This is a genomic window from Vibrio sp. Y58_MX_L22 (assembly GCF_024181865.1).
Taxonomy (GTDB): domain Bacteria; phylum Pseudomonadota; class Gammaproteobacteria; order Enterobacterales; family Vibrionaceae; genus Vibrio; species Vibrio alginolyticus.
Genome location: NZ_JAMZAN010000003.1, coordinates 222715 through 248919 on the forward strand (window position 1 = coordinate 222715; position 26205 = coordinate 248919).

The 26205-nt window shown below is 45.2% G+C and carries 21 protein-coding genes; 11 read left to right on the forward strand and 10 right to left on the reverse strand.

Going from position 1 to position 26205, the window contains the following annotated elements:
- Window positions 1-111 precede the first annotated feature (111 nt).
- Window positions 112-1401, forward strand: coding sequence for a linear amide C-N hydrolase (locus tag NL626_RS08700; RefSeq protein ID WP_149192111.1), 1290 nt, complete (start codon window positions 112-114; stop codon window positions 1399-1401).
- A gap of 146 nt (window positions 1402-1547) precedes the next feature.
- Here the strand turns inward: NL626_RS08700 and NL626_RS08705 are convergent, their stop codons facing one another.
- From NL626_RS08705 to NL626_RS08725, 5 genes are all read right to left on the reverse strand, one after another.
- Entirely contained in the window at window positions 1548-2591 is a 1044-nt protein-coding gene (locus tag NL626_RS08705) for a GMP reductase (RefSeq protein WP_053304513.1), read from the reverse strand.
- 436 nt (window positions 2592-3027) lie between these two features.
- The gene (locus NL626_RS08710; RefSeq protein ID WP_137282753.1) at window positions 3028-4569 is read right to left on the reverse strand and encodes an NAD(P)H-hydrate dehydratase; all 1542 of its coding nucleotides are present in this window, start codon (window positions 4567-4569) and stop codon (window positions 3028-3030) included.
- Window positions 4570-4655: 86 nt separating this feature from the next.
- Entirely contained in the window at window positions 4656-5093 is a 438-nt protein-coding gene (locus NL626_RS08715) for a PAS domain-containing protein (RefSeq protein ID WP_005373463.1), read from the reverse strand.
- Complete coding sequence (locus NL626_RS08720) at window positions 5093-6097, reverse strand: response regulator (protein WP_005373466.1); 1005 nt, start codon at window positions 6095-6097, stop codon at window positions 5093-5095. The genes NL626_RS08715 and NL626_RS08720 overlap by 1 nt, the downstream gene beginning before the upstream one ends.
- 367 nt (window positions 6098-6464) lie before the next feature.
- Complete coding sequence (locus NL626_RS08725) at window positions 6465-7373, reverse strand: aldo/keto reductase family oxidoreductase (protein ID WP_005387688.1); 909 nt, start codon at window positions 7371-7373, stop codon at window positions 6465-6467.
- Between the two features lie 95 nt (window positions 7374-7468).
- Here NL626_RS08725 and NL626_RS08730 point away from each other — a divergent pair, with 95 nt between their 5' ends.
- Window positions 7469-7882 carry an XRE family transcriptional regulator gene (locus tag NL626_RS08730; protein ID WP_253657239.1) on the forward strand — a complete coding sequence of 138 codons (414 nt, stop codon included), beginning with the start codon at window positions 7469-7471 and terminating at the stop codon, window positions 7880-7882.
- Here the strand turns inward: NL626_RS08730 and NL626_RS08735 are convergent.
- Complete coding sequence (locus NL626_RS08735) at window positions 7863-8441, reverse strand: hypothetical protein (RefSeq protein WP_137282754.1); 579 nt, start codon at window positions 8439-8441, stop codon at window positions 7863-7865. The two genes, NL626_RS08730 and NL626_RS08735, sit on opposite strands and share 20 nt — an antisense overlap.
- A 491-nt stretch (window positions 8442-8932) precedes the next feature.
- Between NL626_RS08735 and clcA the strand changes: the two genes are divergently transcribed.
- The gene (clcA, locus tag NL626_RS08740) at window positions 8933-10336 is read left to right on the forward strand and encodes a H(+)/Cl(-) exchange transporter ClcA (RefSeq protein WP_005373473.1); all 1404 of its coding nucleotides are present in this window, start codon (window positions 8933-8935) and stop codon (window positions 10334-10336) included.
- A 261-nt stretch (window positions 10337-10597) separates the two neighbouring features.
- Complete coding sequence (locus NL626_RS08745) at window positions 10598-11545, forward strand: TDT family transporter (protein ID WP_005373475.1); 948 nt, start codon at window positions 10598-10600, stop codon at window positions 11543-11545.
- 45 nt (window positions 11546-11590) lie between these two features.
- Here the strand turns inward: NL626_RS08745 and folE are convergent, their stop codons facing one another.
- Entirely contained in the window at window positions 11591-12244 is a 654-nt protein-coding gene (gene folE, locus NL626_RS08750; RefSeq protein ID WP_005373478.1) for a GTP cyclohydrolase I FolE, read from the reverse strand.
- Between the two features lie 287 nt (window positions 12245-12531).
- Between folE and moeA the strand changes: the two genes are divergently transcribed.
- From moeA to NL626_RS08775, 5 genes are all read left to right on the forward strand, one after another.
- Window positions 12532-13767: a molybdopterin molybdotransferase MoeA gene (gene moeA / locus NL626_RS08755; protein ID WP_213969568.1), complete on the forward strand. Its 1236-nt coding sequence runs from the start codon at window positions 12532-12534 to the stop codon at window positions 13765-13767.
- Between the two features lie 9 nt (window positions 13768-13776).
- Window positions 13777-14526, forward strand: a complete 750-nt coding sequence (gene moeB, locus NL626_RS08760; protein ID WP_213969569.1) for a molybdopterin-synthase adenylyltransferase MoeB — start codon at window positions 13777-13779, stop codon at window positions 14524-14526.
- Window positions 14527-14702: 176 nt separating this feature from the next.
- The gene (locus NL626_RS08765; RefSeq protein WP_213969570.1) at window positions 14703-16808 is read left to right on the forward strand and encodes an LruC domain-containing protein; all 2106 of its coding nucleotides are present in this window, start codon (window positions 14703-14705) and stop codon (window positions 16806-16808) included.
- A 12-nt stretch (window positions 16809-16820) separates the two neighbouring features.
- On the forward strand, window positions 16821-17321 hold the full coding sequence (locus tag NL626_RS08770) for a hypothetical protein (RefSeq protein ID WP_137282758.1): 501 nt from the start codon (window positions 16821-16823) through the stop codon (window positions 17319-17321).
- Between the two features lie 129 nt (window positions 17322-17450).
- Window positions 17451-18281: a sulfurtransferase gene (locus NL626_RS08775; protein ID WP_213969571.1), complete on the forward strand. Its 831-nt coding sequence runs from the start codon at window positions 17451-17453 to the stop codon at window positions 18279-18281.
- A 165-nt stretch (window positions 18282-18446) separates the two neighbouring features.
- Here the strand turns inward: NL626_RS08775 and NL626_RS08780 are convergent, their stop codons facing one another.
- Entirely contained in the window at window positions 18447-19448 is a 1002-nt protein-coding gene (locus NL626_RS08780) for a sugar-binding transcriptional regulator (protein WP_005387670.1), read from the reverse strand.
- A gap of 476 nt (window positions 19449-19924) precedes the next feature.
- On the opposite strand from NL626_RS08780, the gene tal reads away from it, so the two are divergent.
- Window positions 19925-20875 (forward strand): transaldolase, encoded by a 951-nt coding sequence (tal, locus tag NL626_RS08785; protein WP_005373488.1) that lies wholly within the window; start codon window positions 19925-19927, stop codon window positions 20873-20875.
- 125 nt (window positions 20876-21000) lie between these two features.
- On the forward strand, window positions 21001-22992 hold the full coding sequence (tkt, locus tag NL626_RS08790; protein ID WP_158173414.1) for a transketolase: 1992 nt from the start codon (window positions 21001-21003) through the stop codon (window positions 22990-22992).
- 141 nt (window positions 22993-23133) lie between these two features.
- Here tkt and NL626_RS08795 read toward each other — a convergent pair whose 3' ends face one another.
- Window positions 23134-24696 (reverse strand): PAS domain-containing methyl-accepting chemotaxis protein, encoded by a 1563-nt coding sequence (locus tag NL626_RS08795; RefSeq protein WP_005389027.1) that lies wholly within the window; start codon window positions 24694-24696, stop codon window positions 23134-23136.
- 209 nt (window positions 24697-24905) lie between these two features.
- On the reverse strand, window positions 24906-26078 hold the full coding sequence (locus NL626_RS08800; protein ID WP_021035943.1) for an MFS transporter: 1173 nt from the start codon (window positions 26076-26078) through the stop codon (window positions 24906-24908).
- Between the last annotated feature and the right edge of the window lie 127 nt (window positions 26079-26205).

Sequence of the window (26205 nt, forward strand, 5' to 3'; positions counted from 1 at the left end):
TAAAACCATTATTAAAGCGCAATTCATCTATATCCACGTAATCTCTAAGCATTTGATTCAGAGGGTTTCTTGGATATTCATCATTCAAGATAAACAACGGAAAGCATGGCTATGTGTACAGATGTTAATATCAATTATGGTTGCAACAACCAAACCTTATCCGCTAGAACCATGGAGTTTGCAGTTAACCTTCAGACCGAGATTTGGTTTAGAGCCCAACAAACTTACCAAATTACGACCTTTACTTCCGACGGAAAAGCCGACCGTGTTTTCAATGGTCAGCCGCCAAAACGTCACAGTAAAGAATGTGAGTTTCGAGCAAATTGGCAGGGAGAGTTGAGCTTCATACACTGCAATGCCATTACCCGGTATAATAACCCTCTTTTAACAGCTGATGGCATTAATGAATCTGGCCTTTCTGTTGGGTCACTGTACTTGCCCATTCTCAATCAAAATGTATCGACCTCTCACATCCCTGATGATGCCTTTGCATTAGGCAGCGGCCTGTTTGGTACTTTTATCTTGTCTACGTTTAATACTGTGGACGAGATGGTGACCTACTTCACCACCCACCCCGTTTACGTGTTTAACTCGACTATTTCAACTGGTGAAACAGAGAGTGACAACATGGCTTTGGACCAGCATTTCGTGATTCACGATGCAAATAATGACAGTGCCGTCATTGAGTTTCTTAACGGTAATATGCATATCTATCGAGCATTCAAAGAAAGCGATATGTTCAGCAAAGAGGAAAATCAGCAAGCACGCTATCAATGTACCGAATACGACTTTGATGATTATAAAGTGGTTGTGGACCACTCCTACGTTGGAGTAATGACTAACTGCCCAAATTACCATTGGCATGTCAATCACCTCTCTTATTTTTCCAATTTGCGCAACTACAACCCAGAACCGAACAATGAAGCAACCATGCAACGTCATGTCCAAGTGCCTGGCCCACTTCAATCAATCAATGGCGCTGGCTTGATGGGTCTACCCGCCGACCCAACACCGCCGTCTCGATTTGTACAAACCTATGCAATTAAGCAGTTAAGCGAACAACCAACTAACTTCGACGAAGCCTTCTCACTCGGACAAAAGCTACTTAATCGCGTTGATATACCTTTGGGCATCATGGCGAATGAGTTTGAGACATCCGATAACCCTGAAGTCTTTTTTAGTGATATTACCCAATGGAGCGTTATTAGACATAACAGTCATCAATCACCCGCGTTCTATCTGCGTACTTACGGAGACATGACTTGGCGAGTCGCTAAGGTCAAAGACTATATTGGGTTAAATAGAGACTGTCAGATTTCAAGCGTTTTACAGCTCATGCCAGTTACAACATCATTACCGTTTGAACAAGTCGAATCTCGACCAACTATTAAAATCGCTTAGAGTTAATTTTGAAGCGCAAACAAATGAGAAGCAAAAAGCCAGAGTAAGAAATCAATCTCACTCTGGCTCATAGCTGCATATAGTATAGTTTTATCTGCTATAGATATAACGTATGGTTGCTTTTACACTTGTTACATTCAGTCGATTTACTCTTTACCGAACACGTTGTTCTCTTGTTCTTGAACGCGGATGAATGTAGTACGCTTGGTTAGCTCTTTAAGCTTTGCTGCACCTACGTATGTACATGTTGAGCGAACGCCTCCAAGGATGTCTTGAATAGTGCCGTGAACGCTACCACGGTATGGCAATAATACGGTTTTACCTTCAGCCGCACGGTAGCCAGCGACACCACCTGAGTGCTTATCCATCGCGCTCTTCGACGACATGCCATAGAATTTCATGAACTTCTCGCCGTCTTTCTCGATCACTTCGCCGCCTGACTCTTCGTGACCCGCTAGCATCCCGCCTAGCATTACGAAATCCGCTCCACCACCGAATGCTTTCGCTACGTCACCCGCACAAGAACAACCACCGTCACCGACGATCATGCCACCAAGGCCGTGCGCTGCATCGCCACACTCGATGATTGCAGAAAGCTGCGGGTAACCAACACCCGTTTTTACACGAGTTGTACAAACTGAGCCTGGGCCGATACCCACTTTAACGATGTCTGCACCAGCTAGGATTAGCTCTTCACACATATCACCAGTAACCACGTTGCCTGCAGAAATGACCTTGTCTGGGAACTCTGCTCGCACGCGTTCAACATACTCGACCAAATGCTCTGAGTAACCATTAGCAATGTCGATACAAATGAAAATAAATTCATCTGAAAGTGCCATGATGTCTTTGGTTTTTTGGAAGTCTGCGTCAGATGTTCCCGTAGACACCATAACGTTATTCATGGTTACTTTATCTGCTGATTTAGAAAACTCAGCCCAATCTTCTACCGTGTAATGTTTGTGAACAGCGGTCATTACACCATGCTCAGCCAGCGCTTTAGCCATTGCAAAGCTACCAACCGAATCCATGTTTGCTGCGATTACTGGCACACCAGACCATTGACGACCACTATGCTTGAATGTAAAATCGCGGGTTAAATTTACTTGAGAACGGCTCTTAAGGGTAGAACGTTTCGGGCGAAACAGTACATCTTTAAAACCTAACTTAAGTTCTTGTTCGATACGCATTGTGTAATTCCTTGATTCATATGTATATGTGTCATTTCAGAGTGCGTAGTGATTTCGTTGGCAGACGAGTTCACTGTTCTTCGGACACAAAAAAACCGGAGCGTTGGCAGACGCTCCGGTTTTCAGCATTATAGGCTGTGATTTATTTCCTACAAGTCTGATATTTGAATTTTTTTTGTGATACCATCTTGAAAATCGCATATCAAAAACGCTCCCCAAGTCACCAAAACCTCTTATTATTTATAACTATCAACAACTTGAGAAAGCACTTAAGTTAACCCATTGCGCAAACCTTTGCGTCATATCTTAAAAATTAAAACGCATCACCTCTCAAATCTGCCTAAAACTCAATCACCTAATACTAAGATGCCCTGCTAATTCGTAAAAAAGTACTCAAAAAAATCGACCAATTTTCTCAAAAATGCATGAAATCTAATTAAACTCGATAGAGCTCTTGGGTGATAGCGGTACGAAGAGTGCTAACGACATCACTTGCCAAAAGACCAATTTGACCATTCTGACTCACGTTTATATCAGCAGCATGACTGTGAAGTACCACACCTAAACGTGCGGCAACAGAAATTGGTAAACCTTTGGCTAGTAATGCACCAATGACTCCAGATAACACATCTCCCATTCCCCCCGTCGCCATTCCGGCGTTACCCGCTAGACAGACGTACATTCTCGTTCCATCGTAAATAAGCGTCCCCGCGCCTTTTAAAACCACTACACCGCCATAACGCTCTTGCAGTTGTCTTGCAGCAGAGTATCGGTCACTTTCTATTTGTTGAATGGTTACATTTAGTAGTCGAGCTGCCTCTCCAGGATGCGGCGTGATCACTCGATGGTTGTCGCACACCAGAGTGCCATCGCATCGCTGGCTCAGCATCGCTAGAATATTGAGGCCATCAGCATCAACAACTTTAGGTTTCTGCTCTTGAGCCAGATATTGATAGGCTTGATAAGCCCACTCATCATCTCCAAAGCCAGGACCAAACACTAATACGTCAGCCCAGCGAATGCGTTTAGTTAAGTCGTTCTCAGTATCCCTGAGTAAGTCAGCGGTGATGCTCTGGCTCATTACTTCTGGGCAACCAACCTGCAGTGGAATAAGGCTACTCGTGTGAGTAATTGCGGCAGTTAAACCCGCTCCGGCTCTAATCGCAGCGGAGGAACATAAACGAATCGCTCCAGACATCCCTTGATTGCCACCAACACAAAGCAACTTCCCGTTGTCACCTTTATGGACCGTTGGATTTGGCTTGGGCATTAATCTTGAAACAACCTGATGATCAATACCTAATGCACTTTCTACTTCGATAGTATCAAACTTAGTATTGACGCCTAAACCACAAAAGTAGAGCTCGCCAACTCGATCTCTCGCTTGTCCAGTGCATAAGCCTTGTTTAACCCCAATGAAGGTTACAGTATGCTCGGCACGAATAGCATCACCTAAAACTGCACCTGTATTAGCACACAGACCAGAAGGAACGTCGACTGCAATCACAGGGGTATGAATTTGATTAATTTGGTCAATATAGCGACGATACTCCGAACGAACCTCACCGCTTAAACCAGTACCTAACATGGCATCAATGATCACATCTGCTTCTAGCAATGCGGTATTCCATTCATCCCAATCATTGTTAACACCGTCGATTGACTGCCAATCTTGGTATGCGCGCAAAGCATCACCTTTTAGCGCAGATACATCACCAATTTGGAAAACATGTACATTGAGTTGAGCTTGTTTCGCAAGAGATGCAAATACGTAACCATCGCCACCGTTATTCCCTTTACCGCAAATCACTAAGATATTTTTTGATTTAGGATACAGATGTAAAAAGCGCTCATACACGGCCATACCAGCGCGTTGCATTAAGCTATACATAGAAACACCAGCCATTTGCGCAGCCAGCGTTTCACCGTTTTTTACTTGCTCTGCGGTGTAGAGTTTTAGGGCGAGATTAAAGTCCATATTCACGTTCTACGCATTGGGAAACACAATTATAAGTATACAAAAAAGCCAAGGCGGACCTTGGCTTTTGAGAAAGTTTTTTATCGCTATTGATTCTGAGACATCAGAGCTTCAGCCGTCGCGTCTTGTATAGACAAAAACAACGAGTTGATTTTTCCAGTCGGTGTGCGCATTGGGTTCAACGTAACATTCTGGTACATAAACTCCGCTTGCTGCGTAACTGGTCGAACATTGCGACAGCAGAATAAGTAAGGTCGTTGTCGCCATGTGATGAAGCTGCGGCAGCCTAGGTCATACACTGGTTTTGTTTTTAATTTAAACCACTCCTGTGGGATTTCAGGGAAGATATCAAATATAGAACGACCAATCGCATCATGAGACTGCAAACCACTGTGATGAGTCATAAACCCATTCCAGACCTGTACATTGTAATCTCGATCAATGACCACTAAGCCCATGTCGACGTTTTGTACCATATCCACCATCCAATGGAATTGTTCAAACTCTGCTGGCATATTCAACATTAGAACTCCTCCATTAGATAAGACAGTTTGTTATCAAGCAGCGGCAAGGATTCATCCACAAACATAAACAGCAAGTCACAACGAATCGACGTTCCTTCAATGTTGTAGCTCACTTCGAATGTCATCGTGCGGCTGAATGCTCCAGTTGTAGATTCAATGATCGAGTCAATTGAGATATGTTGACCAAGGAGTACCGGTGGACTTTGGAAGAATCGGACTTCAGACTGCTCGCCTAAACCATTTAAGAACGACCCCACCAAAATATTAGAAATATCCATTAGCAGCTCAAGCTCTTCTAGCTCTTCGCTGTCTGCTGGTACTTTCATCAACTTTTTGAGATCAGATACGCTTGAATCACTCAAAATCACTAGCGCTTCGCCAGCAATACCTTCGCCACAAAATCCCTGACAAACGCCCGATACGTTGTCATGCGACGCCAAGTCGCGTAGGGCCATGTGAAGTTCGCTCACTTCAAAGATATTGACGTTCGGCAGAGGTAGTTGCACAAACACATCAAAGTGACGCGCCAACGCATCGGCTGCTCGACCAATTGAAACGTTAGCCACTTCCATGTAAATATCGCGACGACGTAAAATCGGTAACTCAATAGAGACAGGCGTGATAATTTGAGGACGAGGTTCTGGCTCGACCAACTCTTTAAGCGCCTTCTTGAGTTCATCTTTGGCGATCGGTTTTTGAATAAACGCTTTTGCACCCAGTGCGAACACGCGCTCTTTCGCTTTAGGTTGGATATCCCCCGACACAACAACCACCGGAGTTTTATCCCCCAACCGTTGCATGTGCTCTAGTGTTTCAAAGCCATCCATTTCTGGCATGGTCAAATCAAGAAACATCAATTTAAACTCGTTTTTTTCGAGTTCTTCTAGCGCGTTTTTTCCGTGGATAGCAAACGTAATATCGGCATTCAATGTGGCTGGTAGTGATCTCGCCATCTGTTTGCGTGCTAACGCTGAATCATCACAGATGAGTACGGGAAAAGACATTCAATCACCTTTTTATATTCCACAATCTGCGCCGGAGTCTAACAGATTGTTACAGCATGTAATACGAGAAAACTGACGAGTTTTTTATTTCTTTATTATTCAATAAGCATACGCAATATGAATGAATGAGTGAACAAAATGACTAAAAAGCAAGCATCACATTCGCTGTTTAGTGACATAAAACAAACATGGGTAAAACTCCTCCACCCAAAGTAAGCAAAAAGTTGCAGCTAACATCCAAAGCCCATTTTTGCTCGAATTTCATTCTTTCCATTTCCATAATGGGTAAACAGTAACGCGCTAAAACTAAAAAGGCACCCTGCTAGAGGATGCCTTTAATAACAATTTCATCGATAAGATATCAATTCTATGGCACACCATGACCTTTAGAAGCCACCCATACGCGATACCATTGCTCTCGAGTAAGTTCGATGTTCAATGCATTAACTGCAGTTTGCACACGCTCGATTTTACCAGAGCCAATGATTGGAATAGGGTTAGATGGCAAACGACGTACCCAGGCATAAATTACTTGGTCAATACTCGCTGCGCCCACTTCTTCACGAATTGCTTCTAATTCGTTACGGACACGAACAGCTTGCTCACTGTCACCACTAAAAATTGAACCTCCACCGAGGCAAGACCAAGCCATTGGTCGCGTACGCAACATTTGCATTTGGTCAAGCGTTCCATCGTGAGCAACCTCAAAGTTAAGTGGGTTGATTTCCACTTGGTTAGTAACCAACGGCTTACCTAAGCGAGATTGCAGCAGTTCAAACTGGCGTGGAGTGAAGTTAGACACGCCAAAGTGCTTCACTTTGCCGACTTTGTGAAGCTCAGAAAATGCTTCTGCAACCTCGTCCGCATCCATTAACACGTCAGGACGATGAATTAAAAGTACGTCGATTTCATCCACATTCAAACGTTCTAGCGAGTTATTCACCGATTGGTAGATATGTGCTGAGCTCGTGTCGTAGTGATTGATCTTACGCTCTGGCGTTTTATCGCCACACAAATTGATGTCGCATTTCGTCACGATCTGAATTTGCTCACGAACACTCTTGTCTAAAGCTAACGCTTCACCAAACAACGCCTCACACTCGTAATTACCGTAGATGTCGGCGTGATCGACTGTCGTAATGCCTAACTCAATGTGTTGCTTAAGAAATGACAAACGCTCTTGAGCCGTCATTCCCCACTCAACTGCACGCCAATATCCTTGAACCAGCTCTGAGAACTCTGGGCCTTTTGGTGCAGTTACTACTTTTGCAACCATGGGTTTTCTCCTTCAATTGATCTGCATTCATCGTAGTCTTGTTTTCGTACCGGCTCAACGGGTAAACTTTCGCAATTCGAACTGGAGTACGAAATATGTCTTTTGCCCAACGCCTAGCCACCCTGATCGGAGAAGAAAGCATCAGCGGGTTCGCTCTACGCGTCGATGTGTCTGAAGCTTTAATACGCAAATACCTTAAAGGCAGTGAACCTAGCCTAACCAAAGCAAATCAAATTGCAATGCGCGCCAATTGCTCTCTCGAATGGTTAGCAACGGGATGTGGTTATTTATATCGCCGTGCTGAAGTCGTGGATATGGATGCGTACAAACTTGCCTTTCAACACGTTATGAATCAGCCGTTGTCAGACGATGCAGAAGAGCTACACCGCAAGCTAATCGCAGGCTATCAATACCTGCGCGCTCACAAAAAATCGGATGGTTTTTTGGATGAATCAGCAATGGCGACCTTCCTATCTCTCCATAAAGAATCTAAAAACGAGTCACTTTGACCTCGATAATTTCGCCATCACTGCGCAAGTGCACATTTAAGGACGGTGATGGCGTAAGAAACTCGTCCGGTTTTACCCAAAGCAAACTTCGAATCGTTTCTTGTGGATAGCGGTTCATCAACAAAATAACTTCTTTATCGACAAGCTCGGAAGATTTCTTTTCCAGAGCTTCAACGACATCATATTGCTCTTTTCCGATAGTGACTCTGCGTAAAACTAACCCATCCTTTCTTAAGTTGAGAAGTAAGTCATTCAGACGCTGCCACTCGTATTCAGTAAGAAACGAGAACTGAGCACTTTCTCTTCTCAAAATCACCTCACCATACAAGTGCTGCTGGTAGTACGAAAAATCATCCAAACAAAATGCGCTGATAAACGTTGAGTTGTCTCGCAGCTGCACTTCGCAACCATACCAGCTTCCACTTTTTTCTATACGTTCTTTTAGATTGGAATATGGCATTGCTGACAACGTGTCTTGCCACCAGCTCGGCGTTGAAAGTGCCGGAAACGTTACCGAACAACAACATAAAGAAAGTAAGAGTCGAAGATAAAAGCGCATGCACTGCTCTAGTTGGTTGACATCGAACTAAGACATTACTAACTGCAAGAAAATGTTCAAGAGAAAAATAGTTGTAGGTGGTGATGAAAGTTATGACGCAGAAATTAAGAAGGCGCACATGTGCGTGCGCCTCTACCTCGTTACTCAATCGTGAGTGTGCGAATCGGCGATGTCTATTGATGCATCCCGAACATAAAACGAGGACTTACCGTAGGGTTTGAATCCATCCAAATTGTGTGTAAAACCTCACATCCCTCCTTCTGAAGCAGTCATGTTGCTTTACATTTAAAGCATGGTTCATTTTTCTCAAAAAACAAGTTTTTTACCCTAAATTATGAGAGCAATAGCACAATCTGAGTGAATGAATAATATCGCGACACTTCAAACACTCAATAGTGAAAAGCTAAATTGCATCTTTATTGATTAGGTCTAGACTCTGCGAAGCGTATACTTTCTTTCGTCCCTTCCCCCAGCAACAGGAGAGCTTGTTAATGACCAAACGCGAGAGAATTGTGAAATCTGTGTTGGCGCACGTACCGAAAGATGCGATTAACCAGTTTGTCTCTCGAGGGTCAACACCATTTTCTGTTCTCATTATGGCCGCCATTGTGGGTACGTTGGCTGGTTTTGTCGGTACGTATTTCGAGCTTGCCGTTCATTTCGTTTCTGAAACACGAACAGAATGGTTAAGAAGCGAAATTGGTAATGTTCTACCGTTGTGGCTGGCAGCGGTTCTCATTAGCGCACTTTTAGCTTTTATTGGCTATTTTCTTGTGCACCGCTTTGCGCCAGAAGCGGCAGGTTCTGGTATTCCTGAAATCGAAGGGGCAATGGATAATATTCGTCCAGTGCGCTGGTGGCGAGTTCTACCAGTAAAATTCTTCGGCGGCATGGGCGCACTTGGCTCAGGTATGGTGCTGGGTCGTGAAGGTCCAACCGTTCAAATGGGTGGTGCTGTAGGTCGAATGGTGACCGATATATTCCGGGTAAAGGATGACGATACCCGCCACTCCCTGCTCGCTTCTGGTGCTGCTGGCGGTTTGGCTGCGGCTTTTAATGCCCCACTCGCAGGCATTATGTTCGTTGTGGAGGAAATGCGACCTCAGTTTCGCTACTCTTTGATCTCAATTCGCGCAGTGATCATTTCTGCCATTATGGCGAACATAGTGTTTCGCGCCATCAACGGGCAAGACGCCGTTATCACTATGCCGCAATACCAGTCGCCAGAGCTTCAAACCCTATGGCTGTTTTTATTGCTTGGCGCATTGTTTGGCGTGTTTGGCGTGATCTTCAATAAACTGATTACCGTGGCACAAGACAGTTTTGTCGCAATTCACAAAAACGATCGTAAGCGCTACTTGATTGTGGGTTCGCTACTGGGAGGCGTGTTTGGTTTGCTTCTTTTGTACGTACCCCAACTAACTGGTGGTGGTATCGGCCTTATTCCTGACATTACTAACGGTAACTACTCGGTATCTATTTTAGTTTTGCTTTTCTTTGGTCGTGTAATTACAACCCTGCTCTGTTTTGGTTCTGGTGCGCCGGGAGGCATCTTTGCACCTATGCTTGCTCTGGGAACCTTATTTGGCTATGCGTTCGGAGCAAGTGCTGATGTCTTGCTCCCTGCGCTTGATATCGAGCCTGGTGTATTTGCGATTGCGGGCATGGGTGCCCTGTTTGCTGCAACGGTACGTGCACCGATTACAGGTATTCTGTTAGTGATTGAAATGACGAATAACTACTACTTAATCCTGCCATTGATCATTACTTGTTTGGGCGCTGTGATTATTGCTCAATTGTTGGGTGGACAACCTATTTACAGCCAGTTGCTGCATCGCACAATCAAAAACGAAAAGTTACGCCAACAGGATCTACCGGAGAATCAATCAACATAACATTCTCTTTGTTATCACTTCGCTCCAGACTATCGAAGGGTTTGGAGCGATAAACTCTGCATTTTTACATCTTTTCCCAAATATTCGATACCAAACTCACAAAATTATCATTCTCTGATATTTGCTCACCACCTTTCATGAGAAACCCCTCTCCATACTTGTTAGTATTCGCTACTTAAATAGAGCATTTCATCCAAATCGTCATGTTTTGTTTCATTCAGGCAAAAATCAAATGGAGTAGATTTGAACTGGAGAAGACTTGTGCAGTTTTATAGTGTCCCGCCGTCTCAAGCCGCGTTGGCACTAGGTATGATAGGTTTAGGGCAAGCTTGGGCACTCTATGTTCCTGAGATTGGTGAACCGATACGCCCATTTTTGGCGTCACTCGGCGCACTTTTACTCGCCCCTGTACTCATAAAATATGCCGCGAATCCACGATTATTCATGGTCGACATTCGTCACCCACTGAGTGGTAGTTTAATGGCACCAATGAGTATGGCGTTACTGATCCTTGCAGATTATCTTGCCGCTGTAGCACCTATCATCGCTTATCCACTTTGGTTTATGGCGCTTTTGCTGCATTTTACTATGATGGTGCTGTTTTTTAGCTTTCAGCTAATGAACTTCAAAATGTCCAATATCGTACCGAGTTGGTTTCTTTATCCGGTGGGGCTGATCAGTAGTTCACTAGCCGGTTCTCAACTAGGTCACAACTTATTCTCCGAAACGTTAGCGATGATGTGCATCGGCATTTATTTCTTCATGCTGCCACTCGTGTTGTATCGTTTGGTGTTTTTCGGCTCTCTACCAAGGCGAGCAAGACCGACCCTCGCGATTATGGCCGCGCCGGTAAACTTGTCATTAGCAGCATACTTGGTGAACTTTCCCTTACCTGACCCGATACTGACAGGCGCATTGGCCGGGATCGCCATCACTATGACGTTATTGATCTACTTATGTTACTTCCGCTTACTTCGCTTGAAGTTTCAACCTTCTATCGCGGCAGTAACCTTTCCTTCCGTGATCAGCGCCATCGCAATGCATCGCTTGACTTCTTTTTTCGCCGAATCGCACCCTCACTGGCACTGGCTACACGACTTTGGTTTTCTAGAGCTCAGTATCGCGACTGTATTGGTTGTTTGGGTATCGGCAGGTTACGTCAAAATGTATTGGCCAGAAATCATGAAGTCATTTTCTAAACAAGCATAAAAAAAGGATGGCGTTTGCCATCCTCTTAGAATAGTGCTTGGTTACCTAACGTAAACCGTGCAGAAACTCGGCACGCGTTGCTGGGTTGCTTTTGAAGATACCGCCCAATGCTGTTGTCGTGGTTTCGCTGGTTGCATCCATCACACCGCGAGATTTCACGCAGTAGTGTGTTGCGTCAATCGTCACTGCCACATCATCGGACTCAAGCAACGTTTGAAGTGCAACAAGAATTTGCTGAGTCATACGCTCTTGAACTTGTGGACGCTGGGCAAAGAAGCGAACGATACGGTTGATCTTTGACAGGCCAATGATCTTGCCACGTGGAATGTAAGCCACAGCAGCCTTGCCATCGATGGTCACAAGGTGGTGTTCACAAGTACTGGTCACTGTGATGTCCTTCACGCGAACCATCTCGCTCACGTTCATCTTGTTCTCAATCACCGTGATTTTAGGAAAGTTGGAGTAATCCAGACCAGAGAAGATTTCGTCAACGTACATCTTAGCAATGCGGTGAGGGGTCTCTTCTAGGCTATCGTCAGTGAGGTCAAGTTGAAGTAGACCTAAAATCTCACGCATGTGGTGTTCGATCTTCTCTTTCTTCTCTTCACGACTTACGTTGTTTGGACGCATTGGCGTTTCCAAACCGCGTTGCTCTAGCGCTTCTTTTACTAACTTCGCTGACTCGCTAAGACCTGACATTCCACTTCCTCTTTTGTTTTACTTCAGCCTTCGTACAAACCCAATCAAAATTGCATTCATACTTTTCGCTTTGAGTTGCTCAGTTCGTGTCTTTACACCAAGTCACATCAGATGAAGGTACTGAGCTGATTTTCTTGAGCTCCGCAGGTTTTTTACCCCTTTTGGATGGCTGACAAGGATACTCGGATTTTTGAATAATTACACCCATATTTTATAGGTGGACATTCTTACTCAGTCCCCTTTTATGGTAAAGTTGCCACAAAACAAAAGAACACAGGATTTTCTCAATGGGCTGCTGCGACGCACCTGGCTTGATGCCAATTGAAGAAGCGATGGACAAAATGCTATCGCGAATCAAACCTATCCAAACAACGCTTTCTCTTCCACTTGCTGACGCACTCGGCTTTGTACTGGCAGCAGACATCTTGTCTCCTATTCACGTACCGCCATTCGATAACTCAGCAATGGATGGCTACGCTATTCGCATTCAAGATCTTGAGTCGTCTTCTGTTTTGCCTCTGGCAGGTAAATCATTTGCAGGACAACCTTTTGAAGGTGAATGGCCTCAAGGTACCTGTGTTCGCATCATGACTGGCGCAAAAATCCCACAGGGTTGTGATGCCGTTATCATGCAAGAAAACACAGAAGTAACGGATGCTGGCATTCAGTTCAACCAAACCGACGTGAAGCCGCAAAACAACATCCGCCCAACAGGTGACGACATCAAGCAAGGCGACATCGTACTGGCAAAAGGCGCACGTTTAACACCTCGCGATATTCCGATGATTGCGTCTCTAGGTGTTAGCCACGTGACAGTAGTACGTAAACCAAAAGTTGCTTTCTTCTCTACTGGCGATGAGCTTAAACCACTGGGTGAGCCGCTAGACGAAGGTCAGATCTACGACAGCAACCGTTACGGTATTAAACCACTTATCGAGAACTTCGGTTGCGAAGCCGTTGATCTAGGCATCATTCCAGATTGCCCAGAGACTCTAAAAGCAACCTTTGAACAAGCGCAGACATTGGCAGATGTGGTTGTGACCTCAGGCGGTGTCAGTGTAGGCGAAGCGGATTACACCAAAGACATTCTTGAAGAACTTGGTGAAATCGGTTTCTGGAAGCTAGCAATCAAGCCGGGTAAACCTTTCGCATTTGGTAAGCTAAGTACAGCTTGGTTCTGTGGTCTGCCAGGTAACCCGGTTTCTGCAGCTCTTACTATGTACGTGCTTGTTCAACCAATGCTGGCAAAACTTGCAGGACACACCGAATGGAAAGCACCCGAGTCCATTCCGGCAACAACCAAAACCGCCTTTAAGAAAGCGCCAGGTCGTACCGATTACCAACGTGGTATCTACACATTAGAAGATGGCAAGTTTGTGGTTGAAACAACCGGTAACCAGAGCTCTGGCGCATTCCGCTCAATGAGCCTAGCCAATTGCTTTGTTGTATTGGAACGTGAACGCGGCCGAGTTGAAGTGGGCGAAACGGTTCAGATTCAACTATTCAACTCAACCCTTTACTAGGAAGACGTTGTGGATATTCTTTCCGATCAGGAAATGCTGCGTTACAACCGCCAAATCATTCTTCGTCAGTTTGACTTTGAAGGACAAGAAGCACTCAAACAAGCATCGGTATTGATGCTTGGTGCTGGCGGTTTAGGCTGCGCATCAAGCCAATATTTGGCGACTGCTGGTGTCGGTAAAATCACACTGATTGATGATGATATCGTCGAGTTGTCTAACCTTCAGCGCCAAGTGCTGCACCACGATGCAGATATTGGTCGTAAGAAGGTAGAATCAGCGGCAGATGCACTACGCGAACTTAACCCGCACATCATCGTAGATACCATCGCAAAACGTCTTGATGATACAGCGTTAGAAAGCCTGATTAAGCAACACACTATTGTTGTCGATGCATCAGATAACGTCGATACGCGCAATCAACTTAACCGCCTATGTTTGGCGACCAAAACACCGCTGATTTCAGGCGCGGCTATTCGTATGGAAGGCCAAGTGAGTGTGTTTACTTACGATGATCCAGCACAACCATGTTACCAGTGCTTAAGTGCCCTCTTCGGTAGCGGTGCGTTAAGTTGTGTCGAAGCCGGAGTCATGGCGCCTGTTGTTGGTATTGTTGGTGCAGTGCAAGCTATGGAAGCGATTAAAGTGATTGCTGATTACGGCCAACCAAAGAAAGGCAAAATTCTGATTTTGGACGCGCTCAGCATGTCTTGGCGAGAAATGAATCTGATGAAAATGCCCACCTGTCCGGTTTGTAGTTAGCTCTAAACCTCTAATCATTCCCAAAAAGCCCAACTCAATGTTGGGCTTTTTTCTCATTTTGACAATCAGATTTAAAACCCTTCTTCTTACAAATATTAACTCCATAAAATTCAACAAGTTAAAAGTTGGCACATTCCTTTCATTGCATATATCACGAACCAATGAGAGGGCGAATTATGAAAAGGACATCACTACTACTTGGGTCTCTAATAGCGAGCGCTTATGCACAAGCGGCGCCATTTGACACATGCCCAAGCCAAGCATACCTATTCCAATCAACCCCGGTTCAAATCTATGGCGTCAATTTGGTTACAGGTTCTACGACTCTTTTAGAGGACGACACAGGTTTGGCTTCGGGCATTAACGGTGTAGGTTTTAACTTCACTGACCGTTATATCTACGGATACGACACCACAAACAAAAAGATTGTTCGTCTTGGTCAAGACTTCCAAGCAGAGACGCTTGATGTTTCGGGTCTTCCTACCGACCACACGTTTTACGTAGGTGACGTTTACAACCACGTCTACTACTTGTACCGCAAAGGCAAAGGACTTTTCTCCATTGACCTTTCTCCGCTCGATTCTGATCCAAATGCGACCTTGAGCATCGTGAAAATTAGTTCAACAGCGACTGTGAACCTTACCGACTTTGCATTCCATCCAGGTGATGGCTCCCTTTACGGCATCGACAATAACTCTGGTGTGCTGTATCAGTTCAACCCATCGAATGGTAATACGACTGCGATAGGTGACACAGGCGAGTTAGGCACATTTGGTGCTGGCTACTTCGATGTAAACGGCAACTACTACGTGTCACGTAACCAAGATGGCAAAATCTATCGTGTTGACCTTTCGGAAGGCAACGCAGCCAATATCGCAGCAGGTATCGTTCCTGCGGTTGAGTTTGTATCCAACGGTCCAAGCTCAAGCCAAAATGATGGCGCACGTTGTGCAAACGCTCCCGTGATTGACGAAGACGAGCCAATTGATTTTGGTGATGCTCCAGACAGCTACCACACCACGCTTGCGTCAAACGGTCCTCGCCACGAGGTGGACGGTGTAACTTGGCTTGGTTCCGTCGCTCCAGACGGTGATGCTGACGGTCAAGCAAACGACAACTCTGTGGGCACCGCTGATGAAGATGGTGTTGGTTTTGTATCCGCACTTGACCCAGGTTTAAGTTCAATTGTGAATGTGACGGCTTCCACTTCTGGCTACCTATCAGCATGGTTTGACTGGAACCGCGATGGTGACTTTGATGATGAAGGCGAACAAGTCTTTACTGACCAATTACTGTCTGCGGGTAATAATCCCCTACCGTTTGTAGTTTCAACCGCTGCAACGGAAGGTTCAAGCTGGAGCCGATTCCGCTTTAGCCAACAAACCGGATTAAACTACGATGGTGGTTCGACGTCTGGTGAGGTGGAAGATTACCCAATCACCATCACTGGTAATGGTTACTCAGTGGAATATTTCCCGAGTGCAGAAGATTACGCCACCGTGGCTTATGAAGATAATTGGCCATACACCGCAGACTACGACATGAACGATGTGGTCGTGAAATTCCGCATCACTGAAACCAGTCTTGCTGGTCATGTTGAGAATATTCAAATTACTGGTGACCTAGCGGCTTACGGCGCAAGTTACAAAAATGGCTTCGCAATCCGACTACCGGGTGTACTGAGAAGCTCGATTGAAAATGGATTAACGACGCTATCCTTCAATGGTGTAGAGCAAGCATCTAATGGCTTGGAAAGTATTTCTGATGAAGCAATTTTCATCATCAGTGAAGACTTAAGCACACACGCGGCGAGCAGCTGTAGCTACTTCCGCACAGAGCCTGGCTGTGATGATAACGTTTCACTCACCTTTACCTTGAATGTTTACTTCACTGAAGGCTCTGACCGTTCAGCGATTCAAGCCATGCCATACGACCCGTTCATCTTTGCAACACCGGGCACTTACCATGGCGACGGGATTACCTTCCAACCAGGTCGTAAATGGGAAGTTCACTTAGCAGACCAAGCACCAACAGAACAGTTTGATGACCAAAACCTCTTCGGTGTCGGCGTCGATGCAAGTGACCCTGCACAAGGTGTGTACTTCAAAACAGCAAACAACTTACCTTGGGCACTGTTGATAGTAGAAGATTGGGATTGGCCGCTAGAGCGTGTAGACATGGTCGATGCATACCCTCAATTCCAAGCTTGGGCTGAGTCTGGTGGCGAACTAAGCACAGATTGGCACACCGCTCCAACACCTAACAAATGCTACATTCCATAGGGAGATAACATTATGAAAGCACTTATCACAATCATCATGGGATTAGCACTAACAGCTTGTGGCGGAGGCGGTGGCGGCGGAGGTGGTAACAGTACACCACCTCCACCAACCCAAACCACGGTGCCAGAGGAAGATACTACCCAGCAGGAAGAAACTACTGAAGAAGAGACAACGGTAACAGTGGAAGATGCAACCATGCAGGATCTAGTAGTACCAGATGGCTTTAGCTACAACCCAGTGACGGAAGGTACGCTCAATGTAGACATCAGTGGTTTCTCTTCACAACGAGCACACCTAAGCGTGTACAAAGAGTTTGTCGAGAACAGTTCAGGTAACTACGATGCAAAATACCCAAGCAAAGTCGCATCGGTTCCACTCAACAATGGTACAGCAAATGTCGACTTTAATGTTTCTGATAGCCAAGGTAGCCTACTTGTTGAAATTTGGTTCTATGACGGTAGTGACCCAATTCAGAAAGTGATTACTTCTGGAGACAACACTTGGACCATGTAACTGGGTAAATCGAAAGCTGTCTTTCAGAACAAATCTTCAATCTTTAACTTAAAAATCGCATCGTTCTTTTGAACATGCGATTTTTTTGTTGTAAAACAGTAAGATTATCCACCTAGCAAACTAAAGACAATGCAAGCACTGATTAGTACTGATGAACTCAATAGCCTTCTCGGCCAACCTAACGTCAAGCTCCTCGACGCTAGTATTGCGTTTCAAATCCCTTCTGAAGGTAAAAAGATTCAAGATAAGTGGATTCCAAATACTTTACGCTTTGATTACGACAATGACTTTTGCTTACCCGGCTCCTCCCTACCGCATATGATGCCAACAGAAGAAGGCTTCAACCAAAGTGCGCAACAACTCGGTTTGAACAACGAAGACTTGATTGTGGTTTATGACAACTCAGGCACTTTAGCGGCACCAAGAGCTTGGTGGATGTTCAAAGCCATGGGGCATGACAATGTCCGAGTCTTAAATGGCGGTCTTCCAGCTTGGATTGAAGCAGGACTCCCTGCCGAAAGTGCCCTATCGCAACCAAGCGAAGAAGGCAACTTTGCGGGCAAGCTCAACCAAAATGCCTTTTTGAATGCACAAGATGTTCTTGCTCATTCAACCAATAAAAGTGCCAATATCATCGATGCCAGAGCCAAAGCTCGCTTCCTTGGTGAAGTGCCTGAGCCACGAGAAGGTCTACGTAGTGGGCACATTCCAAATTCGGTTTGCTTACCGTTTCAAGAACTCTTGGCCAACGGTCACATTAAACCAAATTCAGAGTTGCAACAGATATTTAGCGCACTAACGATAGATAGTGACAATTCGATTATTTTTAGTTGCGGTTCCGGTGTAACCGCATGCATTTTATTACTCGCGGCGTATCAAATTGGTCTGGACAACCTGTCGGTGTACGACGGTTCTTGGACCGAATGGGGTGCAGACCACTCTCTACCTATCGAGTGTTAAGACAAGTGTCTGTTTAACAAAGTATCTTACGTTTATCTAAAGATGATGTGTTCCAATAAACTAAACGCAGCTTCTAAACCAAACTTGTCATTTCGAAATAGAAACTGGCTATGAGTGATTTGTCACCCCTCATAGCCTGACTACATCAAAAGCCGACTATTTCCGTTAGCGTTCAGATGTCGCGTTGCCGTGCATTTGCTCATCTAAGTTGAGCACGGTTAATGCGTTGCTAACGCTCGTGGCGATCACGTCTATCGCTCCAGTTCTTAATGCTCCGAGTAGAGCGAGTGGCTTGCTGTTCTCAGCTGCGATCGCAATGACTTCCGAGATCGGCCGAAACTCTTCAATACCAAGTCCAATTACTCGGTCACTCATTACCGTGTTCGCTACATTACCGTGAATATCAAAGAAGTCATAACCTGCAAAATCCCCTACCACACCTTGTTGAAGTCTCGACTGAACCACTTCATCAGGCGTAAACCAACCTAAGTCGACCATGTAACTGTTTTCGCTCATGTCACCAATACCAACCAAAGCAACATCGGCTTTACGTGCTAGGTCGAGCGTTTGTTTCACGGTTGCATTTTGCATGAAGGCCAACTTCTGTTCTCTATTTTCTGCGTATGCCGGCGCATAAAGGGTTTCAGAGGTTCCCCCATATTTCTTCGCCAACTGACGACAAATATGGTCGGCGTTATACATACCGCCACGCGGGTGAATACCACCAATGCCACACACAAATTTACAGTCACGCGGCGTAATAACACCAATATGGTGAGCGACAGACGACACGTTGCGCCCTTGTCCGACCGTCACCACCATGCCGTTTTTGAGCGTGCTAGTGAGATAATTGGACACCAATCCCGATACCTGTAGTCGTTGCGCTTCTTCATTCGGTTGATCAAGAGCAACAAGCGCGCGCTTAACGCCGAATCGCTCGATCAAACGTTGTTCAATCTTGGCGCTGAACACCGGATGGTATTTAACGGTAATTTCAACAATGCCTTCATCACGTGCCTGCTTGAGCATTCGCCCGACCTTTGCGCGTGATATGGCAAATTTTCTCGATATCTCTTCCTGAGTCGCACCGTCTTGATAATACGCGACGGAAATCTCTGTCAACAAATCCGTGTTTTCAATGGAAATATCTTGATTAGAACTGCTCATGGTTTCTCTCGCCCTTTAAGAGGATCGATATTGTATGCAATAAGTGAACATATGCTCATTGACTTAGCATATGTTCTTTATCAATTTAAACGCTACATTTGCTCATCGCAATAACATTTTCTCACTACAATTTTTTACCCTCTTGGACAACGCTCAAGCTTTGAACAATAAGGGCAAACGTTTATTTGGGTTAACCACTAAACACACAGTAAAAAAACGTTGATGAAGTTCACTATAAGTCCATTTCAGCGATTGACTTTCAGCATAGATAGGATAAATATGGACACATCATTTACTCAGCTATCGATCAAATGTTCATAGCATTTGTTCGGTAACGAAATTTTCCGTAGTTGGCTGAGCAGATGTCTCATTAAATGCGATGAGACGGTTAGCTAACTCGCTTGCAAATGCACAAGCTGTGATAACAAAAATCACGCTTAAGCCCATTTAAGCCCATTTAAATAGGATGATCGATTATGAGCAACAAGTTAGAGCAACTTCGTAAACTAACGACTGTAGTAGCAGACACTGGCGAGATTGATGCAATTAAAAAGTATCAGCCAGAAGACGCAACAACTAACCCTTCTCTTATCCTTAAAGCCGCTCAAATCGCAGAGTACGCACCTCTAATCGATGCTTCAATCGAATACGCTAAAGCACAGAGCAACGACAAAGCTCAACAAGTTCAAGATACTTGTGACATGCTTGCAGTAAACATCGGTAAAGAAATCCTAAAAACTATCCCAGGTCGTATCTCTACAGAAGTAGACGCTCGTCTATCTTACGATATGGAAGGCAGCGTAGCGAAAGCTCGTCAACTAGTGAAAATGTACAACGATGCTGGCATCACTAACGACCGTATCCTTATCAAACTGGCTTCAACTTGGGAAGGCATTCGCGCAGCTGAGATCCTAGAAAAAGAAGGCATCAACTGTAACCTAACGCTTCTATTCTCGTTCGCTCAAGCACGTGCTTGTGCAGAAGCGGGCGTATTCCTAATCTCGCCATTCGTTGGTCGTATCATGGACTGGTACAAAGCGAAAGAAGGCCGTGACTTCGAAGCTCAAGAAGATCCAGGCGTACTATCTGTAACTAAGATCTACAACTACTACAAAGAATACGGCTACAAAACTGTAGTTATGGGCGCAAGCTTCCGTAATATCGGTGAGATCTTAGAACTAGCTGGTTGTGACCGTCTAACTATCGCTCCTGCTCTACTTGCAGAACTAGAAGCAGCTGAAGGTGAAGTAGTTGAGAAACTAGTTGATTCTAAAGGCGCAGCTGAGCGTCCAGCACCAATGACTCACGCTGAATTCCTATGGGAACATAACCAAGACCCAATGGCTGTTGAGAAGCTGGCTGAAGGTATCCGCAACTTCGCCGTTGACCAAGGCAAACTAGAAGCGATGATCGAAGCTAAGCTATAATTGCTTACCAAAAGCGAGTAGCCCGTCTACTCGCTTTTACCATCAGCACTATTTTCAAAAAATTCTATTTGAACTTGTTTCGGCGAGTTCCCTCTATTTAAATCAAATATCGAGAAGTAATCACTATGGATCGTAAACATCTAGCAAATGCAATCCGTGCGCTAAGCATGGATGGTGTTCAACAAGCTAACTCTGGTCACCCAGGTGCACCTATGGGTATGGCTGACATCGCTGAAGTTCTTTGGCGCTCTCATCTAAACCACAACCCATCAAACCCTGAGTGGGCAGACCGCGACCGTTTCGTGCTGTCTAACGGCCACGGCTCAATGCTGATTTACTCTCTACTGCACCTTGCAGGTTACGAGTTGTCTATCGACGATCTGAAAAACTTCCGTCAGCTTCACTCTAAAACTCCTGGTCACCCAGAGTACGGTTACGCGCCAGGTATCGAGACCACAACGGGTCCGCTAGGTCAAGGCATCACTAACGCGGTTGGTATGGCTCTAGCTGAAAAAGCGCTAGCAGCGCAATTCAACAAAGAAGGCCACGACATCGTTGACCACTTCACTTACGTGTTCATGGGCGACGGCTGTCTGATGGAAGGTATTTCGCACGAGGCATGTTCTCTTGCAGGTACTCTAGGTCTAGGCAAGCTGATCGCGTTCTGGGATGACAACGGCATCTCTATCGACGGTCACGTTGAAGGTTGGTTCTCTGACGACACACCTAAGCGTTTCGAAGCTTACGGTTGGCACGTAATCCCTGCAGTCGATGGTCACGATGCTGACGCAATCAACGCAGCAATTGAAGCAGCGAAAGCGGATCCACGTCCTACACTTATCTGTACTAAGACTATCATCGGTTTTGGTTCACCAAACAAATCTGGTTCACACGATTGTCACGGTGCGCCACTAGGTGCAGAAGAAATCGCAGCAACACGCAAAGAACTAGGTTGGGAGCACGGTCCTTTTGAAATTCCGCAAGAAGTCTACGCAGAATGGTCAGCGAAAGAAACAGGCGCAGCTAAGGAAGCAGCGTGGAACGAGAAATTTGCAGCTTATGAAGCAGCGTACCCTGAGCTGGCAGCTGAATTTAAACGCCGCGTAAACGGTGAGCTTCCTGCACAGTGGGAAGAGAAAGCAAGCCAAATCATTGCTGATCTTCAAGCTAACCCAGCAAACATTGCATCACGTAAAGCGTCTCAAAATGCTCTAGAAGCATTTGGTGCTCTACTACCAGAGTTCATGGGTGGCTCTGCTGACCTAGCACCTTCTAACCTAACCATGTGGTCTGGTTCTAAGTCTCTAGAAGCAAGCGACTTCTCTGGTAACTACATCCACTACGGCGTACGTGAATTCGGTATGACAGCGATCATGAACGGTATCGCGCTACACGGTGGTTTCGTTCCTTACGGCGCAACATTCCTAATGTTCATGGAGTACGCACGTAACGCAATGCGTATGGCTGCGCTGATGAAAATTCAGAACATCCAAGTGTACACGCATGACTCTATCGGTCTTGGCGAAGATGGTCCAACTCACCAACCAGTTGAGCAAATGGCATCGCTACGCCTAACACCAAACATGAGCACATGGCGTCCATGTGACCAAGTTGAGTCCGCTGTAGCTTGGAAGTTGGCGATTGAACGTAAGGATGCACCGACAGCACTTATCTTCTCTCGTCAAAACCTTGCGCAACAAGAGCGCACAGCAGAACAAGTAGCAGACATCGCAAAAGGTGCTTACATTCTGAAAGATTGCGAAGGCAAGCCTGAGCTAATCCTTATCGCAACAGGTTCTGAAGTTGAACTAGCAGTAGAAGCAGCAGCACAGCTAACTACTGAAGGTAAGAAAGTACGCGTTGTTTCAATGCCATCAACAGATGCGTTTGACAAACAAGACGCCGCTTACCGTGAAGCTGTACTGCCATCAGACGTAACAGCACGTATCGCAATTGAAGCAGGTATTGCTGACTTCTGGTACAAGTACGTAGGTTTCGACGGTCGCATCATTGGTATGACTTCATTCGGTGAATCTGCACCAGCCGGCGAACTATTCAAAATGTTTGGTTTCACGACTGAAAACGTAGTGAACACAGCAAAAGAGCTACTCGCGTAATTGCAGTAAAAAGATAGTCAGTTTTCTCTATTGCGAATGTGAAAACTGAAAAGCCCCACCAGCAATGGCGGGGCTTTCTTTTATCTGGCTCCTATTCGCATAAACGCAGCCAGGACATAAACATCACAACTTTCGTTACGACTATTTGTCTTCAAATCGAAGTGCGAGCTGATAGAAATCTTGTACTTGGTCTTTCAACTGTCGGCTATTTTGCTCAACTGAATGTGTTGCTGCCAAGTTTTGTTCTGCGGTCGAAGCGATAGAATGAATGTGCTGGTTTACATCACTAGATAGCTTTAACTGGTTATTCGCCGCTTCTGCTACATCAACCATCAGCCCACTCATGGTTTGCATCATCTGTTCAACTTCAGACAAACGCAACGCGCTTTGTTCTGCTACTTGAGAACAGGCATCGGTTTGCTCTTTGTTTGCCAGAATATCTTTCTGCCAACTTTGAATCGTTGCCAACATAGTGGAGATAGAGGCTTGGATTTGTTCAGTTGCATTGGATGTTCGCCCAGAAAGCGCGCGGACCTCATCAGCTACAACAGCAAAACCACGACCTTGCTCCCCTGCCCTTGCTGCTTCAATCGCCGCGTTAAGTGCCAGTAAATTGGTTTGCTCTGCGATCCCACCAATCTCTTCCATCAAATGGTTCACCTTCTGCGCCTGATCACTCAGTTGATACGTCGTTTCCGTCGCTTTTTCAGCTTGAAGGCTTAATTGCGCTAGATTGGTGTGCGTTTGATCAATGGTCTCCTTCGCCATCAAGCATGACTTCAATGTATCATCAATCAACATATGGGCATCATTGGTACTCGAAGAAACCGAATTTGCCGACGACTCCACCTCTTGGGTAGCATCTCGCACACGATGAATATCGGTATTTTGCTGATTTAATGCAGCCGAGACTTCTGCCGTTGTTTGACTAAGCTCTTCGGCGCAATGCTGCAAAGGCAATGCGGAGTCAGTCATCCTTCCTAACACGGTTCGAATTCTTGCGGATAGCATTTTGATATGGAAATCGGCAATCGAAAATGCCGTGTTACCAGAATAGATCAAGCGACTTACGCTGTCATATTGCTTTTGTAACTTTTTAAGTTGCTGAGGTGTATCAATTAACTCTTGGCGGAATAACAGAGCTAGAACACTTGCAGGTAACGCACTTGCAAGCCAAGCCAACGGCCCTTCAACAGACAACGCATATGCGGTTGCAGGTGCGGTTAGTGCACCAAGTAGAATCGCATAGCGAATGGTTTCATTGATTTTCAACGACCAAGTTCGACCAGACTTCTCTGCAGCACGCATGCTTTTGTAGGCTTTTGTCGCAATATCAACCCACTCTCGCTTTGGTTTCACGCGCACTGATTGATACCCAACAACATGGTTGTCTTCGTAGATAGGGGTGACATAAGCATCAACCCAATAGTAACCGCCAGACTTAGTGGCATTCTTAACCATTCCACGCCAGGCTTTACCTTGTTTAAGGCGTGCCCACATGTCACCGAAAGCGGCTTTAGGCATATCATTATGACGAACTATATTGTGGTTCTGACCGACAAGTTCTTCGTGAGTGTATTCAGCAACGCGGCAAAAGGCTTCATTACAATATGTAATAACACCTTGTAAGTTCGTTGTTGAGACGAGTTCCTCAGACTCCCTCACGAGAGTTTCTTGAGCTTTATGAGAAATATTGGCTGACATAGACGAAACTTCTTTAGTTTTTATTGATTTTCGGCAAGATATATACAGGATTTTTATTTTTATTACAAAAAGTTAGATAAAAAGTCTTATCAAATCGACATTTTTATTGTGGGAATTCACATTATCGATAAAAACATAAAGAAGAGATTGTTGATTTGAGCTAATAAACAAACCCGACACGATCGGCCGGGTTATATATTAAGCCTTAATTAAGCGGTTTGTGATTCTGGCTTTTTATTCGTTTTTAACGCAAACATCGCGATAACGAGTAACACAAATGGAAGAACATACAAATTAAGATTCTGCCAACCTACGGTAGACTCAAGCCAACCAGATAGTAATGCGGTGATGGTGACACAACTGAACACGAAGAATTCATTAAACGCTTGAGCCTTGCTTCTGTTTTTCGCTTCATAGCTTTGACTAAACAGCCCGGTTGCTGCGATAAACATAAAGTTCCACCCTATTCCTAACAGGATTAAAGCAAGACTAAAATGCCAGATAGACACTCCATGTATATTAATTCCAATACAAGCAACAAATAGCAATCCACCCGCCAAAATCATATTCTTAGCGCCAAACCGTTCTATCAGACGGCCCGTGACAAACGCAGGTGCAAACATACCCAACACGTGCCATTCGATCACTCCCGCCGCTTTATCAAAATCAAAGCCACAACCAATCATCGCTAAAGGAGTTGCTGTCATTAAAATGTTCATCACCGCGTACGCAACCATTGCCGCGATAACTGCCAGCATGAAATTAGGTCGACGGATAATCAGTCTCAGCTTATCCGCCTTAGCGTGTAGCGCCTGCGTGTGTGCAGGTGGAAAACGAATGGTTTGTAGCACAACCAACGCGGTTATATAAAGCACGACAAGCACAGCAAATGCACTAATGTATAAGCCATCATCTGACCACTGCTGCGAGTACACGGCCAGATTAGGCCCAAGGATCGCCGCTAACACCCCACCCGCCATAGATATCGAAATCGCCCTATGCCTTGCCGACTCTTCACACACTTCAATGGCAGCAAACCTGTATAGAGTACCGAAACCTATACCAACACCAAGCAAAAACGTAGACATGCAGAACAGATAGAAGTTTTGTTGACTTAATGCATACGTCGCTAGACTAGCACCCAAAATGCCAATGACATTACCAAGGCTAAAACCAAGGCGACGCCCTAACTTGCCCATAATTAGCGACGCAGGAATTGTCGCGGCCATCAGTCCCAAAAACTGCAGTGCAACTGGTAATGTGATAAAACTTGATGACGGCGCAAGTGTTTTGCCAATAAGGGCAATAACAGATATGAGTAAAATATTCCCTGTCATTAATAAGGCTTGGCAGAGGGATAGAAGCCATACATTACGATTCAATTCCAAATTCCTTTTGGTTACGACGTATACAGATAACATATAGGAAAGCAGAAACAATAGAAAGATATGAGAGTAATTCTCAACAAAAAGAGCCAGAGGCATAGTACCTCTGGCTCTTCACTATTCG